We start from the raw sequence: 17,151 nt of genomic DNA on the forward strand, positions 1-17,151 counted from the left end.
TCCTCCCTTGCGGGCCAACGTTTCTTGTGTCCGGTTACTTCAGGCGAATGATGAAGGGGTCCTGCATGGCGCCGGAATAATCGATGATGACGTTCTTCAGCCGTGAGAACTCGCGCATGACCTCGAAGCCGCCGCGCCGGCCGTAGCCGCTTTCCTTGAAACCGCCATTGGCGGACATGAAGGATGACGAGCGGTAGGTGTTGATCCATACCGTTCCAGCCTCGATCTGGTTTGCGAAGCGCAGCGCGCGGTCGATGTCCCTGGTCCAGATACCGGAGGCAAGGCCATAGCGCGTGTCATTGGCGAGCTCGATCATCTGCTCTTCCGAAGAAAAGGGCATGACGCCGACAACCGGGCCAAACAGCTCGTCACGCATGAACGTCATGTCGTTCAGCGCATCGACCATGACGGTCGGCTCGAAATACCAACCGCGTCCGAGCTCGTCCGATTGCGGCCGCTTGCCGCCGGCCGCGACCCTCGCGCCTTCCATGACGCCGGAAGCGACATAGGCTTCGACTTTGGAGAGTTGATCGGACAGCGCCAGCGGACCGATATCGGTCTCGTCTGCAGTCGGATGACCAACCTTGATGTGCTGCGTGCGGGCAACGAGTGCTTCGACGAAGCGGTCGTAAACGCTTGCCTCGACGAAGCAGCGCGACCCGGCAACGCAGGTCTGCCCGGCCGCTGCGAAGACGCCGGCGACGACGCCGTTGACGGCATGTTCGATATCGACATCGGCAAAGACGACATGCGGAGACTTGCCGCCGAGCTCCATCGAGCAGGGCACGAGGTTGGCGGCTGCGTTGCCGGCAATCCGCCGGCCGGTAATTGTGCTGCCGGTGAATACGTATTTCGCGATACCCGGATGCCGGGTCAGCGCTTCGCCCGCACTTTTGCCGGCGCCGGTGACCACGTTGACGGCGCCGGCCGGAAAGCCGGCTTCGGCAATCAACTCGGCAAGCGCCAATGTCGATGCTGTCGCATGTTCGGACGGCTTGACGACGACGGTATTGCCAATCGCAAGGCAGGGCGCCAGCGTTCCGGTCAGAAGCATCAGCGGAGAGTTCCACGGCGTGATCATACCGACGACGCCAATGGGTTCGCGCATGTTGAAGTTGAGCATGTCAAGCTTATTGACCGGGATCGTCTCGCCCTGCAGCTTGTCGGCCATGCCCGCAAAATAATGGTAGGCATCCGGCATTGCGCGCATCTGCGCCCGCGTTTCCTTGAGAAGCTTGCCGTTGTCGCGCGTCTCGATATCGGCCAGTTCATCGGCATGTTCGAGCACAAGATCGGCCAGCCTGCGCACGAGGCGGCCACGATCGGTCTGCGTCATGCGCCGCCAGGCGGGATTGTGGAAGGTCGCCTGGGCAGACGAAACGGCCGCCTCTACATCATCCGCGTCGGCCTCGGCAAACTCGTACCAGCGTTCGCCTGTGGTCGGATCGAAGCTTTCGATGTAGCGGCCGTTCTTTGGTGCCACGAACTGGCCGCCGATGAACAATCCCTGACGTGAACCTTCGATGGATTTGACTGTCGTCTTCATGTCTGCTGTCCTGCTTTCGAATTAATCCTGGGCGACCTGCATCCAGGCGCGGGCCTGCCCGTCGATCATTGCCACCCGGCCGCCGTCGCCCGTGTCCATGTAGATGCCGAAGCGCATTTCCTGCCGTTCACGCACATAGCGGCGCAGCATCGAGCGGAGTTCGTGGGTCGGGATCAGGTCGTAGGGCAAAGCGTCGATCGGGAAGAATTGCAGTCCGGCCGGCAATTCCGCACCGGCAGCATCGGCCGCAAGCCGGGCCCGATAAATAAGGTAACCCGGGTCGCTGTCGGCGACGTCAAAGACCGAGTAGAGAAACGTGTCTTCGGAGACGAGGCTCAGCGCATCGCCATCGTCGATCATCAAGCGGCTGTCAGCCTTGCGCCGTCTTGCCGTCGGCAGAACCCAGCCGCCCTTGCCATCGGAACGCAGCAGCAGATTGTTTTCTGCCTCGATGAGGTAGCCTATGATCATGCCATGCGAGGCAAGCCAGCCGGCGGGAAGCGGATCTTTCACGCTGGCATAACGACCGCGGCAGAAACCGAGCGGCGCCGAGGGGCTGGTTCCAAAGGCCTGGACCTGGCCGACGAGGATGACGTGATCGCCTGCATCGACACGGGTGTGAACCGTGCAATCGAACCAGGTCAAGCTGTCGGTCAAGATTGGCGCACCGGTATGCACGCGGTCGTGATTGACCGACTGGAACTTGTCCGGCGATTTCGAAGCGAACGTTGCCGAGACGTCCACCTGGCCCTCATGCAGAAGGTTGACGGCAAAGGACGGAGCCGCTGTGAAGGCGGGGAAGCTGGAAGCGGACTTGCCGACGCAGACAAGCAGCAATGGCGGATCGAGCGATACGGAGGTGAAGGAATTGGCGGTCATACCACGCGGATTGCCATCCTCATCCAGAGTCGTGATCACGGTGACCCCGGTCACGAACGTGCCAAAGGCGCGACGCAGTGCGATGGGGTCGATTGCCGTGTCCGCTCTTGCCGCTGTGTCCGCCATCGGTCCTGCCATCCTCATTCCGGTTCGATGAAGGAAGACTAGCGCCAAGGGTTCGGCCGTTCTTCCTCCTGTCCGCAGGAAGGGATGGGAATCTCCTGCTCTGATCCGAGGGATGCTGAAAACCGGCAGCGACATGCGTTTTCGAGGCGGCAGGAACGAGCCGCCTATCAATGACACTGGTGATGAATGGGTTAGTTTTTGGCGGAGCTGCGATTATCGATCACGGCGTGAAGCCGCAGGGCCAGTTCGACGGCAAATCGCTTTTCCGGCGTCTCCACATCGATGCCGAACAGTTCCTGGATGCGCGACAGGCGGTATCGTAGCGTTGTCACATGCAGGCCCATCGTATCTGCGCAGGCCTGGCTTCGGCACCCTTCCTGCAGATAGGCCGACAGTGTTTCGAGATAGGGTGTGCCGTTTTCACGATCATGCTCAGCAACGGCACCGACGCTGTCATGGACAAAGCCTCTGATATCGCCGGCATCAGAAGCGGCGACCAACAACGGCAGCGGCCCGAAATCCTGCCCCGACAGCGCGCCGGTGCGCCCGAACGAGCGACCGATGCGGATGGTACGACTGCACCGTTCCCAGGCTGCGGGATAGTCGGACAGTCCAGTGCAGCGATTGCCTGCGACCACGATCGGCTCCTCCTCGAAGGAGCGCCCGAGATCCTCGGCGATGCGGCGCATCACCTTGCCGATTTTTTCCTGCCGCTTGCTGGCGTCGAAGGGCACGAGACAGACAAGCCCGCCATCGGTGGCAATTACGCTTGCCGGTATCGACGCCTGCTGCAGTATCCGCGCCACGCTGTGCTCGACATCGATCGAGATCCCGCCAAGGCTTTTCGTACGCTCCGGAAAATCGACGACGATCATTTGTTGCGCAGTTCCGAAATTGATTCCGAGACGCTGCGCCCGCTGCAGCACGTCATTGGCATTGCGCCAGCGCTGCTCCACGACTTCGAAGAAGAGTTCCGTCTGCGTGCGGGTTTCGAACCGGAAGCGGATGAAGCTGCGCATCATCTGGACGTTGAGCGCGAATTTGGCGCTATCGAGCATCAGCAAATCGAGATCACTGAATTCGCGCGACGTCGGAAAGACGATCAGTGCACCGACGAGCTGGGCATCGACATTCAGGGGTTCGATACGCGCCGAAATCGTGAACCGCCGCGTTCCGTCATCGAGAAACAGGCTCACCGTCTCGCTGCTGCCGCGATCGATGGCATCACGCGCGGCGCGCATCAATGGCCGGCGAAGGGAAGTCGCTGCTGCCTCCTGCCACGCGGCATCCTCGAACTGACCCAGATTGGGAGAGCGGCCTGGGATCACCTGGTTGGTGGTGAAATCGATCACAACCAGGGGATTTGGCAGCAGGGCACCGACCATGCTCGACAGTGACGCAACCGAGCCATCGGCCAGCACGTGCTCCAGCAGCGAGGTATGCGCCTCCAAAGCTCTCTGCAGGCGATTGGAGGAGCGTTTCTCCGCTTCCAGCCGGTGCTGGCGTTCGACGGCAATTGCACCGAGATGGACGATCATGCCAAGGAAGGCGAGGTCGTCTTCGGAGACATCGGTGATCTGGCGTGCAATCACGCTGAGCACCATCGGCCGCCCTTCGCTATCGGCACAGTTCATCGGCATGACCAGAACAGTACGGTAGTCGCGCTCGAACGCCTCGCGCCGATACCCCGGAAACTCCTCGGATTCACGCGCATCGCGGATATAGACCGGCTCGTTGCGCTGCAGAGCAATCAGCGAAGGACTTGTCGCCAGTTCCCACTTGTCCGGCAGCTGGCGCTGGATGAGCGTGGGATCATGCCGCACGACGACATAGGCATAGCCATGCGCCGCATCGATCGCCATGATTGAGCCAAGTGCCCAATGCGCGTGGCGGCAGGCAGCGATGATGAGGTCGTGCAGAACAGCCGTGAGATCGCCGCCGCTGTTGATCTGGCTCGCGACGTCCCTCAAAGACAAGATCTGCGATTTCTGATCCACGCTGTGCACGCACTCCCTTGGGCAGCATCAAGTCTGCACCGGTTTCTCCCGCTTATTCTACCTCGCCTCCGAGCAGAATGCAGCCATCCTTTCCTCTGACAGACAGGAAGACTTTGAGGTTCGGTGCTCAGTAATTTCGCAAAAACCAGCAACCGGAAAGATCACGACATGGATATAGGCGTCAGGAAAATTGCCACGTTCGTTGAGGAGACCTTCATTGAAGGTGGCAGGGATGCCGAACGGCCGATCACCATGGTCGTCGTGGCGGCAATTCTCCGCAATCCCTGGGCGGGACAGGGTTTCGTCGAAAATCTGAAGCCCGAGATCCTGCGCGTGGCACCGGTGCTCGGGCAGGAACTGACACGCCGGTTGCTCGCCCTGATGCCGGCCGAAAAAGTCGAGGCCTTTGGCAAGACTGCGGCCGTCGGCGTCAATGGTGAAATCGAGCACGGGTCGGCCCTGATCCATACGCTGCGCTTCGGAAATGTGTTTCGCGACGCCGTTCACGGCACGTCCTATCTGGAATTCACCAACACGCGCTCGGCACCCGGCGCGCTCCTGTCCCTGCCGATGACGCACAAGACCAAGCCCGGCAAGCGTTCGCACTTCCTGACCGCAAATTTCCAGATCGCCGACGCACCGGGGCCCGATGAGATCGTCATTGCGATCGGCACCTGCGATGGCGGCCGAGCCCATGCTCGCATCGCCGATCGTTTTCAGGACATGGCGGAAATGGAAGCCGAAAAGCTGACTTAAGACGCGTCTCACGCCGCTTGGACACTATCAGGCGACGCGAAGGGCAATTACTGTTGCGTTACCGGCAGGATACAAACTCGCATGAAACTCGACGCCATCGACCTGCGCATCCTCGAAACCGTCCAGCGTGATGGCCGCATCACCAAGGTGGCGCTGGCGGAAGAGGTCGGCCTGTCGCCAACACCCTGCTGGATGCGTCTGAGGAAACTCGAAAAGGCGGGCATCGTTTCGGGCTATCACGCCCGCGTCGCCGTGCGCCGCTTGGCACCGGTCGCAAGCGTCATGGTGGAAGTGACACTCGGCAACCATCGCCAGGCGGATTTCGACCGTTTCGAGCGTGCCGTGGCGTCAATCCCGGAAATCGTCGCCTGCTGGTCGGTCGGCGGCGGCGTCGATTATATCCTCAAGATCATGGCGGCGGACATCGACGCCTACCAGCGGCTGGTCGATGGCCTGCTCGACCGCGAAATCGGTATCGCCCGCTATTTCACCTACATCGTCACCAAGACGGTCAAGGAAGAAACCGCTTTGCCGCTTTCGATCCTGCTTTCCGAAGCCGAGACGTCAGACAGCTAGACGATTCCTCTGCAGCGGCGCCTGCTTTTGGACCGATCCTCTCTGATCACTACACTCAACAGACAATCTCTCGCATTGAAGCTGGCAGATTCCGCGGCAACCGAAGCACGAGGAGCCCGGAGATGAACGCTGTATTCGCACGCCCCGCCTGTCATGATGCGCTTGAGCGCTTGAAGGACAAACATCTCCTGAAATCGCTCGCCTATGTCGGCGGCCGATGGATGGCCAATGGCGCCAACCGGACCTTCGAGGTCCGGGATCCCGCTTCCTCCATACCGCTCGCCTGGGTCTCCGCGCTGGATGCCAACGAGGCGTCAGGTGCCGTCGATGCAGCCGCTGTCGCCTTTCCCAAATGGCGCGCACTGCTGCCACAGGACCGCGCCAAAATTCTGCGGCGGTGGCACGACCTGATGATGGCGGCCAAGGATGATCTCGCGCTGATCATGACGCTGGAGCAAGGAAAGCCGCTCTCGGAATCGCTGGGCGAAATCGACTATGCCGCCTCGTTCATTGAGTGGTATGCCGAAGAAGGCAAACGGCTAAATGCCGAGAACGTCACCAGCCATCTGAAGGACGCAGAGATGATCGTTCGCCGGGAAGCACTCGGTGTCGCCGGTATCGTCACGCCTTGGAATTTCCCCTCCGCCATGGTCACCCGCAAGGCAGCGGCAGCGCTTGCGGCCGGCTGCACTGTCGTTGCCCATCCCTCTTCCGAAACACCGCTATCCGCATTGGCTCTTGCCGAACTCGGCGAGCGAGCAGGCATTCCTGCCGGTGTCTTCAACGTCGTCACCGGCGACGCGGCCACCATCGTCGGGAGGATGTGCGCCGATACCCGCGTTCGCGCCATCAGCTTCACCGGCTCGACCGAAATCGGCCGACTGATCGCCGGCCAATGCGCTCCGACGATGAAGCGGCTGGTGATGGAGCTCGGCGGCCATGCGCCGCTGATCGTCTTCGACGACGCCGACATTGGCAAGGCCGTCGACATCGCCGTCAACGCCAAGTTCGCGACCTCGGGCCAGGATTGCCTCGCCGCCAATCGTATCTTCGTCCAGCGTCCGGTCCTCGACGCCTTCAACACCGCCTTCAAGGCCCGCATCGAGACCTTGAAAGTCGGCACCGGCCTTGATGCGGGCGTTGAGATCGGACCACTGATGCACGAGCGTGCCGCCGAAAAGGCCGAAGAGCATGTGACCGACGCGGTGATGCGCGGCGCAAAGTGCCTGACCGGCGGCAAGCGTCACAAGGCCGGCCCCCTGTTCTACGCACCGACGCTGCTGACCGATGTGCCACACGATGCGCTGATCATGCGCGAAGAGACATTCGGACCGGTTGCCGCCGTCACCGCCTTCGATACGGAAGAGGAAGCCGTCACCCGCGCGAACAATACGGAATACGGGCTCGTTGCCTACGTCGTCACCGAAAACGGCGCCCGCCAGATGCGGCTGGGCCGGGCGCTGGAATATGGCATGGTTGCGATCAACCGGGTGAAGATTACCGGCGGCCCCATTCCTTTCGGTGGCTGGAAGCAGTCCGGCATCGGCCGCGAAGGCTCCCGTCATGGCCTGGAGGCCTTCACCGAGCTCAAATATCTCTGCATCGACACGGCCGCCTGATACCCCCCCGCGAGACGCACTCATTGAACACAGACACAAGGAATCCGACCATGTCCGAACACAGCAACGAAATGACCGCCTGGGATCGCGACCATTTCTTCCATCCGTCCACCCATATGGGTATGCACGCGCGCGGCGAAACGCCGACCCGCATCATCGCGGGCGGCGAAGGCGTCTACATCACCGATACCAATGGCCGCACCAGCCTGGATGCCTTTGCCGGGCTCTACTGTGTCAATGTCGGCTACGGCCGCCAGAAAATCTCGGATGCAATTGCCGCGCAAGCGAAAAACCTCGCCTATTATCATGCCTATGTCGGCCATGGCACGGACGCCTCGATCACGCTGTCGAAGATGATCATGGATCGCGCGCCGAAAAACATGACACGCGTCTATTTCGGTCTGTCAGGCTCGGATGCGAACGAAACCAACATCAAGCTCATCTGGTACTACAACAACATTCTGGGCCGCCCGGAAAAGAAGAAAATCATCTCGCGCTGGCGCGGCTATCACGGTTCCGGGGTCATGACCGGGTCACTGACCGGGCTGGAACTCTTCCACAATCTGTTCGACCTGCCGCGCGCGCCGATCCTGCACACGGAGGCGCCCTATTATTTCCGGCGCCCGGATCGGTTGATGAGCGAAGAGCAATTCTCTCAACATTGTGCCGACAAGCTGGAGGAGATGATTATCGCGGAAGGCCCGGACACGATCGCCGCCTTCATCGGCGAGCCGATCCTGGGGACTGGGGGTATCGTTCCGCCGCCTGCCGGTTACTGGCAGAAGATCCAGGCGGTGCTCGAGAAATACGACATCCTGCTGGTCGCCGACGAAGTCGTCACCGGCTTTGGCCGCCTCGGCAGCATGTTCGGCTCGGATCATTATGGTATCAAGGCGGACCTGATCACCATCGCCAAGGGCCTGACATCCGCCTACGCCCCCCTTTCCGGCTCGATCGTGTCGGAAAAGATATGGCAGGTGTTGGTTGAGGGCTCCGACAGGATGGGCGCCATCGGCCACGGCTGGACCTATTCCGCTCACCCGATCTGTGCCGCCGCCGGCCTCGCCAATCTGGAACTCATCGATGAACTCGGCCTTGTCGAGAATGCCGGCTCCACCGGTGCCTATTTCTGCGCCGAGCTGGCAAAGGCCGTTTCCGGTCACAGGAACGTCGGCGACGTGCGCGGCGACGGGCTGATGGCGGCCGTAGAATTCGTCGAGGACAAGGACGATCGCAAATTCTTTGACGCGTCGAAGAAGATCGGCCCCCAGGTGTCGGCAGCCCTTCTCGAACGCGGCGTGATCGGCCGCGCCATGCCGCAGGGGGACATCCTCGGCTTCGCGCCGCCTCTCTGCCTGACCCGCGAGGAAGCCGATATCATCGTCAAGGCGGCGGCAGGGGCAATTGAATCCGTGTTCGGCCGCTGAGCGCTGGCTCACGTTCAAAAAAGAAAGGACACTTGCGACCGTGTGCTGCAATCATACGGCCGCCTTGAAAGGATTTGAACTGGAGATTCCCGTTGGCAGCCGCTTAGATCTCAGTCGATTAACGGCCAACGGTCAATTATGGACTTCAATATGAATGTTATCTCCAGATCAGTCACTTAGGCGTCAGACGCGGATACGTGGCAATACCGCGACATGAAACTATCGCGTATCTGAAATACGGGAAAGTTGCATAGATGCCCCTCCATCTCGTAGGCGAAAACATCGATAAAATGCGCGGCCACCGCCAGGCGGAGGCTGGAAAGCTAGTCCAGCTGATGCGCGGTATCTATGTCGATGCCGACGACGATATAGATCTGACTGTACGGACCCACGCGGTGCGCATCGCTAAATATCTCTATCCGAACGCCTACTTGTCCGCCGCCAGCGCCGTACTGCTCGGCCCGATGCGTGATGGCCGGCTGTTCCTGACCGGCCGCCGCGTGCAGCGGCGGCGTATCCGGACGCTCGAAATCATCCAGAATAAAGCGCCGGACCATGCGGTGATCGGCGACGACATGGGCGAATTGCGCGTGGACGTGTCTTCGCTGCGGCAGCGTTTTCTGGAAGCCTTCCGCATCCGTCCAGACGGTCCTATCTACAACGTGTTCGAGGTTCTTGAGGAAACACCAAACTATCCGGTGCCCCATTGCTTCTCGGTTTGCGGCTGCTTCGACTGGTGGCCGCAGCTCTAACTTCGCACCGCGCGCCTGATCGATTGAGGCGGCTGCCCGTAGATGCGGATGAAGGCCCGCCTCATGTTTTCCGCGTCGCCAAAACCGACCGCCTCGGCAATGCCTTCGACAGATTCGCCGGTCGTCTCAATCCGACCACGAGCCAGATCCGCACGGAGCCGTTCGACCACACGGGCGGGCGTTGTCCCAGTCTGTGCTCGGAATACGCGGCTGAACTGCCGAAGGCTCATGCCCGCGGCCTCCGCCAAACGGTCAACCGAGAGCGCTTCCGCAATGTGATCGCGGGCATAACCAATCGCGGCGGCCAGCCGATCGTTCCTTGGCGCAAGATCGACGGAGGCTGCGAATTGCGATTGGCCGCCGTGGCGGCGATGGTAAACGACAAGATGCTGCGCCACGCCTTTGGCAACCGCAAAACTGTGATCCTCCTCGATCAACGCCAACGCGAGATCGATGCCGGCTGTGATACCAGCCGAGGTCCACACATTGCCGTCGCGACAGAAGATGCGGTCTGCCTCAACATGGATCAACGGGTAGTCCCGTTGGAGGCGCGCTGCGTATTGCCAGTGCGTCGTCGCTCGACGCCCATTCAGCAGTCCTGCGGCCGCGAGGGTAAACGCGCCGGTGCAAACGCTTGCGACGCGCCGGCTTCGCTTCGAAGCCTCGACAATGCGGGTCAGCGTGTCTGCGGAAGGAAGCTGATCAATCGGTCCGCCGATGACGACGAGTGTATCGAGCTCGGCGTCGTCGAGCGATGTGGCAGGCGTCGCCATGCCAAGGCTGTTCGTCACGTCACCCGCGTCCACTGCGAGCACTTGGATCCGATAGGCGGATATTCCAAGTTGGCGATTTACCGCTTCAAACGCCCCCGCCGGGCCGGCGAGGTCGAGCATCTGAAACCCCGAAGAAACATAGAAGCCGATTCTGCGCATGGCCGAAAGGTAGGGAACTATGGCCTTTTGGTCAAATGCTCTCGGCTGTAGTTTTCGATCAGGAGAACATGCGATGTCAGAACCAATTAGTGTAGTAATGCCGGTCTACGACGGGGTGACCCAACTCGATTTCACGGGTCCCCACCAGTTTCTCTCGCGTACGCCCGACCTCCAGATTCGAGTGGCCTCGCTGGGAGGACAATCGATCGCGGCGGACGGCCTGACATTCACGAATCTGGAGGACTTGGCCGCCATCGAGTCGTGCGACGTACTCCTGGTGCCGGGCGGTGGCGGCTGTATCGCTGCCATTGAAAACGATCTCTACCTCGAACAGATCATCCGGCTCGGAGCGACTGCGCGCTATCTGACCTCCGTCTGCTCCGGCTCGCTTATTCTAGGCGCCGCCGGGTTTCTTAACGGCCGCCGTGCGGCCTGCCACTGGGCGTGGCGGGAACTGCTTCCAACCTTCGGCGCGATCATTGACGAGAGCCGCATCGTGAGGGACGGCAACCTCCTGTCCGGAGGCGGCGTCACGGCCGGCATCGATTTCGTTCTGGCCCTTGTTGCCGAACTGCGCGGGCAGCGCGTGGCGGAAATGGTGCAACTGGGCTTGGAATATGCCCCTCAACCGCCCTTCAATTCCGGCCGCCCGGACACCGCGCCAGCAGAAATATTGGAGGCGGTGAATGCGCGCACGGCGGCGAACCGAGCTGAACGGCGCGCTCGGCTTGATGCCTGGGTAGGCTCACATCGCGTCAGCCGTCACGCCTGAGATCCCAGGTTCGTGTGAACGCCGACGCAGTGATTGTCGAAACGCGAGTTGCCGTGAGGTCGATCCGATCCAGCTGTGCCGATCGGTTCCGCAAACCACGTGTAACATCACCCATGGAGTGAGATGTGAGCAGCGAGAAACCTGATTTCAGCGATGCGCTAGCAGTAGGCCGGGAGTTGGATCTGGACTTACCCGACAGCCAAGCCGTTCGGGATGCCTACGCGCGAGCCCAGGACGACTCGCCGCCCTGGCTTTTCCATCATGTTGTGCGCTCTTGGCTGTACGGTGCCAAGTTGTCGCAACAGCGCTCGCTTACTCCCGATGCGGAACTCGTCGCGGTGGCAGTGCTCCTGCATGATCTGGGCCTTGCATATGGCGGCGCTCCCGATCGCCGTTTTGAGGTTGTGGGCGCGGACATCGGTCGCCGCTTCGCCCTCGAACATGACATGGGCGAGCGCCGCGCAGAAACAATATGGGACGCAATCGCGCTGCACACCACGGGATCGATCGGACGACACAAGGGAACCGACGTCGTCTGCACCTTGAGCGGTATCGGATGCGACTACGGCGGCGCTGGGTATGGGGACCTTGGCGATGACAACAAGAAAGTCATCCTGTCAGCCTATCCTCGCCTTAACATGAAGAAACAGCTAACGACATGCCTCTGCGGCATTGCCAAGAACCACCCGGACACAACAAGAGATAATTTCATCGCGGACTTCGGCCTGAGATATGTGCCAGGGTACAAGCGAGCGTCGCCGGTTGATTTTCTAGAGCAAGCGCCCTTTGACGAGTAGGCGAGCAAGCGATGCCGTCGGTCACCGCGAAGCGAAGATGCCCGAAGTTGATCGTCGTGCCGCCACACTACCAGGCGGTCCTAGCGTGTATGGAGTATACGCCATTGACCGAGCCGCTGTCGCTGATTGAGGCCTATCTGGATGTGACCGACAACCTAAAAAGGGGCACGGAGACTGCCATGGAGATTGCGCCGGAGATCCGCGCGAAAATGAATCACGTCACCGGTCTCAACCAGTCCACTGTGGCGGCTATTTGCTCCGCCAAAGAGGGGTCGCGGTAAAGGTCGATGAAATGTCTGACGAACGCCTCAACAAGTAACCACTTGTTCTTCCGTCCGGCGCCGCCGTGCGCGCCGCCGCGTCACAAAGGCGGTTCGTGTTCCATACTGCTCTCGGAGCTCTTGGGATTCGAACCGTGGACCCATCGTTGCAGATCTCATCTTCACCTATTGTGATTAGAGAGCAGGCTCCGGTTCAGCCGGAAGCCTCTTCGTCGGCGATGTCTGTCCAGCCACTAGCCAACGGGAACAGTCAACCCCACTTTCACCCGGTCCATCGCCACGAACGTCCGGAAGCGCTTGACGTTGTTGTTGCCGAAAAACAGGCGCCGCGTAAGCGCTTCGTAGTCTGCCATTGTGGGCACGACAATCACAAGAACGAAGTCAGCCTCTCCAGTCACGTAGTAGCATTGCTGGATTTCAGGCGCGGAGGCGAACGCTCGCTTCGCGTCCTCGATCCTATCCGCGGTTTCGCTGATCACCTCGACCTCGACGAAGATGGTGATGGACTGCCCGACGGAGGCGGGATCGATGATGGCGACATTTGCCTGGATGATCCCGCTTTCCTCCATTCGCTTAATGCGGCGCTGCACCGCTGGCGCGGACAGATTAATCGCTGCTCCGATCTCCCGCTGCGGTGTCCCGTTGTCCTTCTGGAGGATTTCAAGGATTTTCCTGTCGTGGGCATCCAACGGCTGAAACGGACCGGACTTATTCAAACCCACCCTCCGATGAAACAAAGTTGCAAAAATGTCGCCAATATTCAGCGCACTTTTCGCCTCCTTTGCAATATCCTTCAGCCAACTATCAATGAGGCTGACATGTTCCTGCTCAACAAAACACCTGACTATGGCAAGCCGCTGATTGCCAATGACGCCGAAACGCTCGGTATCGACGCCGCCATCAAGGTCGAACGGTTTTTGTCCTTCCGAGACAACCACTCGCCTACTCCCCTGAGACCGCTTTCCGCGCTGGCGACGAAAATCGGTGTCGCTTCCATCTTCTTCAAGGATGAGGGCCATCGTCTCGGGCTTGGCAGTTTCAAGGCGCTCGGGGGTTCCTACGCTGTTATCCGTCTTGTCCTCGAAGCAGCCGAAAAAGCGCTTGGCCGTGCCGTCGACGTCTCCGAATTGCACGCCCCAGAGGTCGTGGCGGTGGCTAAAACGATGACCGTTGCCTGTGCTACCGACGGCAACCACGGTCGATCCGTCGCTCAAGGGGCGCAGCTCGTGGGTGCGAAGGCCGCGATCTTCGTGCATTCCGGCGTTAGCGACGAGCGGGTCGCCGCGATCGCCCGGTTCGGTGCGGAAATGGTCCGGGTCGACGGCACCTATGACGATTCTGTTCGAGAAGCCGCGCGCGTCGCCGAAGAGAGGGGTTGGACGATCGTGTCGGACACCTCCTGGTCGGGGTACGAACGTATTCCAGGTCTGGTCATGCAGGGCTACACCGCACTGGTTCGCGAGGCGTTGCGGCAGATGGCCGAGACGCCGACGCACGTTTTCATTCAGTCAGGTGTCGGCGGTATTGCCGCATCTGTGGCGGGCTACATGGCTATCGAGTTCGGAGACAGACGGCCGACATTCATAGTCGTCGATCCCGCACGTGCGGCGTGCCTTTTCGAAAGTGCCAAGGCCGGCCATGCCGTCAGGATTGCCCACGGTGAACCGACCGTTATGGCCATGCTGGAATGCTATGAACCGTCGCTGGTCGCCTGGCGCATCCTGTCCCGCGTTGCCGACGGGTTCATGACCGTGGGCGAAGCGGATGCGATATCTGTGATGAAGGCGCTTGCAAACCCCTTGGGCAACGATCCTGCGATCGTGGCGGGCGAAAGCGGGGGCGTTGGTCTTGCGGCGCTGATCAAGGCTGCCTCCGATCCTGAAATAAAGGCCGCAATCGGTTTGGATGAGAACTCCCGTGTTTTCCTGATCAACACCGAGGGTGCGACGGACCCGGACAAATATGCGGAACTTGTCGGCGCGACGCCGGAACAGGTCGAAGCAGGCATCAATAGAAGAGCGAGCGCGTGAGCAATCAGTCGATCAATGCCAATCGTCTACTCGGGCGTATTCGAGAACTTGGCGAAATTGGCCGCGACGGTGATGGCAGGCTGGTACGTCTCGCGGCCTCGGACTCAGAAAAGCTTGGCCGTGACCGGTTCGTGGCCTGGGTGAAGGATGCTGGTCTCGACGTTGCCGTAGACCGGATCGGAAACGTGTTCGGCATCTGGAGACCTGAAGGTACGGGTGATCGTCCGCCCCTGATGCTTGGTTCCCATATCGACACCGTCGTCAACGCCGGGATGTACGACGGCTGCTATGGCGTTCTATCCGGACTCGAAGTCGTCGAGACAATGAAAGCACAAGGCTTTGTCCCGTCGCGGCCGATAGCCGTTGCCGCCTTCACAAACGAGGAAGGCGTGCGTTACGCGCCGGACATGATGGGATCGCTCGTTTACGCAGGGGGTCTTGGCGTCGAGGACGCACTTGCGACCATGGGAACCGATGGAACCACTCTCGGAGAGGAACTCGAACGCATCGGCTACGCGGGACCTGAGGAACCGGGATTTCTGCAACCCCATGCCTATATCGAACTTCACATCGAGCAAGGTCCTGTTCTTGAACGAGAAAGCATTTTGATCGGCGCGGTCGAGAACCTGCAGGGCATTTCATGGCAGAGGGTCACCATAGACGGCGATGCCAACCACGCGGGAACGACACCGATGTCAATGCGGCGCGATGCTGGCCACGCCGCCGCACGTGTCATCACGTTCTTGCATGACAGGGCAATCGCATCGAACACACCAACGGTGGCGACCGTCGGCTGCATGAGCTTCGAACCGAATGCGATCAACGTGATCCCCTCGCGCGCAGCCTTTACCGTCGACCTGCGCGATCCCGACGAGGACCGTCTCAAGGCTGAAGAAGCTGAGTTGGTAGCCTTCCTCGACAGGCTGGCTGAGGAAGAGCAGGTGAGCGTGTCGGTGGAGCGCCTGGCCCGTTTCGAACCCGTGAAGTTCGATGCGAAAATTGTTGGATTGATTGAGAAGGCGGCCAAGGATCGCGGCCTGACCTGCAGACGCATGACGTCGGGGGCAGGACACGATGCTCAAATGATCGCGCGGATCGCTCCATCGGCTATGATCTTCGTACCCAGCGTCGGCGGAATCAGCCACAACCCGAAAGAGTTCACAACGGACGGCGACTTGGTTGCGGGTGCGAACGTCCTGTTGGACGTCGTCCGGCAGTTTGCCAGAGAGGAAGAGTAGATGGCTGCCGAAATGAACGATTTGCACGCAGAGATGACGGCATGGCGTCGGGAGCTCCATGCCTATCCGGAGTTCGGTTTCGAGGAGAAAAGGACCTCGGCATTCGTTGCCGCCAAGCTTCGGGAATTCGGCCTGGACGACGTGACAGAGGGTGTCGGCGGGACGGGCGTCGTTGGCACGTTGAAGCGAGGAACGGGCAATCGCGCGATTGCCCTGCGTGCGGACATGGATGCGCTAAAAATCGCTGAGCAGAGTGATCACGCCTACCGCTCACGCAATCCAGGCATCATGCATGCCTGCGGCCACGACGGCCACACGACCATGCTTCTCGGAGCCGCCAAGATGTTATCGGAGGAAGGTGGCTTCGACGGAACCGTGCGCTTCATCTTCCAGCCTGCTGAGGAATGGGGCAAAGGCGCTCTCGCCATGCTCGACGACGGGTTGTTGGAGCGTTTTCCGTTTGAGGAAATCTATGGGCTGCACAACATGCCCGGACTTCCCATCGGGCGCTTTGAAACACGTGCAGGGGCCATCATGTCGGCCGAGGACAACTTCGAGATCGTTCTGAAAGGCGTTGGCGGACATGCGGCGCGCCCGCACTGGGGCAATGAAGTGCTTGTTGCTGCCTGCGCACTCGTGACCAATCTGCAAACCATCGTCTCAAGACGACTGAGCCCGACCGATGTCGGTGTCCTCTCCGTCACCGAACTGGTTACAGACGGGACCCGCAACGCACTCCCTGGCTTGGCACGAATCCTCGGCGATGCCCGGAGCTTTCGTCCAGAGATCAGCGCGACTATCGAAAAGCAGATGAGGATCATTGCCGAAGGAACAGCACTGGCGCACAACGTCAGGGCGGAGGTGACCTATACACGGGAATTCGTACCTCTCTTAAACGACGCCACCCTCGTCGAGGAAGCCTTTGCTGCCGCGCGGACTGTCTTCGATGCCAAGGAAGTCCACGTTGCAGACGAACCGATGACCGGGTCCGAGGACTTCGCCCGCTTTCTCGAACACGTACCGGGTGTCTTCGCCTTCGTTGGCAACGGCAAGGACTCTGCGCCGCTGCATAACCCCACATTCGACTTCAATGACCACGGTCTCCTTTACGGCTCGAAGTTCCATGTCGCTATCGTGCGTCAACGGCTGCCTTCGTCTGCGTGACTTTAAAAAGTCGGCGGAAACTGCCTTGCGAATTTGTTGACAAGTTGAATTGGGGCAAGGCGGCCTGCAGTTGTCCGCGACGCAACCCGTCAATTGAGCCACGCACAGACAGCCGACCAAGCCAATGTGAGGGCATGGTCGATCACCGCGATCCCCATGACGACGACGAACACGACCCCGAATACGGTCGCGATCCCGTCCATCGCCTTGCGATCATCTTCGACGACAATGATGCGCCTATCGTCACCAGACATCAGAC

Annotated in this window: 15 protein-coding genes and 2 pseudogenes; 11 read left to right on the top strand and 6 right to left on the bottom strand. The window is 60.4% G+C overall.

Going from position 1 to position 17,151, the window contains the following annotated elements; genetic code table 11:
* Positions 1-34: 34 nt before the first annotated feature.
* The 3 genes from WI754_RS27475 to WI754_RS27485 form a co-directional block, all read right to left on the bottom strand.
* Positions 35-1,546 (bottom strand): aldehyde dehydrogenase, encoded by a 1,512-nt coding sequence (locus WI754_RS27475; RefSeq protein ID WP_341487141.1) that lies wholly within the window; start codon positions 1,544-1,546, stop codon positions 35-37.
* A 21-nt stretch (positions 1,547-1,567) separates the two neighbouring features.
* A complete protein-coding gene (locus tag WI754_RS27480; protein ID WP_341487142.1) occupies positions 1,568-2,551 on the bottom strand; it encodes a flavin reductase family protein in 984 nt (327 codons plus the stop codon).
* A gap of 191 nt (positions 2,552-2,742) precedes the next feature.
* Positions 2,743-4,548, bottom strand: a complete 1,806-nt coding sequence (locus tag WI754_RS27485; RefSeq protein ID WP_341487143.1) for a helix-turn-helix domain-containing protein — start codon at positions 4,546-4,548, stop codon at positions 2,743-2,745.
* Between the two features lie 168 nt (positions 4,549-4,716).
* On the opposite strand from WI754_RS27485, the gene WI754_RS27490 reads away from it, so the two are divergent.
* From WI754_RS27490 to WI754_RS27510, 5 genes and pseudogenes are all read left to right on the top strand, one after another.
* The gene (locus tag WI754_RS27490) at positions 4,717-5,304 is read left to right on the top strand and encodes an amino acid synthesis family protein (RefSeq protein ID WP_341487144.1); all 588 of its coding nucleotides are present in this window, start codon (positions 4,717-4,719) and stop codon (positions 5,302-5,304) included.
* 81 nt (positions 5,305-5,385) lie between these two features.
* Positions 5,386-5,880 carry an Lrp/AsnC family transcriptional regulator gene (locus WI754_RS27495; protein WP_341487145.1) on the top strand — a complete coding sequence of 165 codons (495 nt, stop codon included), beginning with the start codon at positions 5,386-5,388 and terminating at the stop codon, positions 5,878-5,880.
* Between the two features lie 122 nt (positions 5,881-6,002).
* The gene (locus tag WI754_RS27500) at positions 6,003-7,499 is read left to right on the top strand and encodes an NAD-dependent succinate-semialdehyde dehydrogenase (RefSeq protein WP_341487146.1); all 1,497 of its coding nucleotides are present in this window, start codon (positions 6,003-6,005) and stop codon (positions 7,497-7,499) included.
* A gap of 50 nt (positions 7,500-7,549) precedes the next feature.
* Positions 7,550-8,926, top strand: coding sequence for an aspartate aminotransferase family protein (locus tag WI754_RS27505; protein ID WP_341487147.1), 1,377 nt, complete (start codon positions 7,550-7,552; stop codon positions 8,924-8,926).
* A 254-nt stretch (positions 8,927-9,180) separates the two neighbouring features.
* A pseudogene (locus tag WI754_RS27510) lies at positions 9,181-9,567 on the top strand (type II toxin-antitoxin system HipA family toxin); the annotation flags it as partial.
* A 107-nt stretch (positions 9,568-9,674) separates the two neighbouring features.
* Here WI754_RS27510 and WI754_RS27515 read toward each other — a convergent pair.
* A complete protein-coding gene (locus WI754_RS27515) occupies positions 9,675-10,610 on the bottom strand; it encodes a GlxA family transcriptional regulator (protein ID WP_341487148.1) in 936 nt (311 codons plus the stop codon).
* A gap of 73 nt (positions 10,611-10,683) precedes the next feature.
* Here WI754_RS27515 and WI754_RS27520 point away from each other — a divergent pair, with 73 nt between their 5' ends.
* The 3 genes and pseudogenes from WI754_RS27520 to WI754_RS27530 all read left to right on the top strand — a co-directional run.
* Complete coding sequence (locus WI754_RS27520; RefSeq protein WP_341487149.1) at positions 10,684-11,382, top strand: DJ-1/PfpI family protein; 699 nt, start codon at positions 10,684-10,686, stop codon at positions 11,380-11,382.
* A gap of 125 nt (positions 11,383-11,507) precedes the next feature.
* Positions 11,508-12,179, top strand: a complete 672-nt coding sequence (locus tag WI754_RS27525) for an HD domain-containing protein (RefSeq protein WP_341487150.1) — start codon at positions 11,508-11,510, stop codon at positions 12,177-12,179.
* 8 nt (positions 12,180-12,187) lie between these two features.
* Positions 12,188-12,418 (top strand): annotated as a pseudogene (locus WI754_RS27530) (DNA polymerase IV); the annotation flags it as partial.
* Positions 12,419-12,693: 275 nt separating this feature from the next.
* On the opposite strand, the gene WI754_RS27535 reads toward WI754_RS27530, so the two are convergent.
* Complete coding sequence (locus WI754_RS27535; protein ID WP_341487151.1) at positions 12,694-13,176, bottom strand: Lrp/AsnC family transcriptional regulator; 483 nt, start codon at positions 13,174-13,176, stop codon at positions 12,694-12,696.
* 102 nt (positions 13,177-13,278) lie between these two features.
* Here WI754_RS27535 and WI754_RS27540 point away from each other — a divergent pair, with 102 nt between their 5' ends.
* From WI754_RS27540 to WI754_RS27550, 3 genes are read left to right on the top strand one after another with little or no spacing between them, the layout of a single operon-like run.
* On the top strand, positions 13,279-14,490 hold the full coding sequence (locus WI754_RS27540) for a diaminopropionate ammonia-lyase (RefSeq protein WP_341487152.1): 1,212 nt from the start codon (positions 13,279-13,281) through the stop codon (positions 14,488-14,490).
* Positions 14,487-15,728, top strand: coding sequence for a Zn-dependent hydrolase (locus WI754_RS27545; protein ID WP_341487153.1), 1,242 nt, complete (start codon positions 14,487-14,489; stop codon positions 15,726-15,728). Before WI754_RS27540 ends, WI754_RS27545 begins: the two co-directional genes overlap by 4 nt.
* Positions 15,729-16,892: a M20 aminoacylase family protein gene (locus WI754_RS27550; protein ID WP_341487154.1), complete on the top strand. Its 1,164-nt coding sequence runs from the start codon at positions 15,729-15,731 to the stop codon at positions 16,890-16,892.
* An 89-nt stretch (positions 16,893-16,981) separates the two neighbouring features.
* On the opposite strand, the gene WI754_RS27555 is transcribed toward WI754_RS27550, so the two are convergent.
* Entirely contained in the window at positions 16,982-17,146 is a 165-nt protein-coding gene (locus WI754_RS27555) for a hypothetical protein (protein WP_341487155.1), read from the bottom strand.
* Positions 17,147-17,151: the final 5 nt, after the last annotated feature.

The sequence above is a fragment of the Pararhizobium sp. A13 genome, assembly GCF_040126305.1.
GTDB lineage: Bacteria > Pseudomonadota > Alphaproteobacteria > Rhizobiales > Rhizobiaceae > Pararhizobium.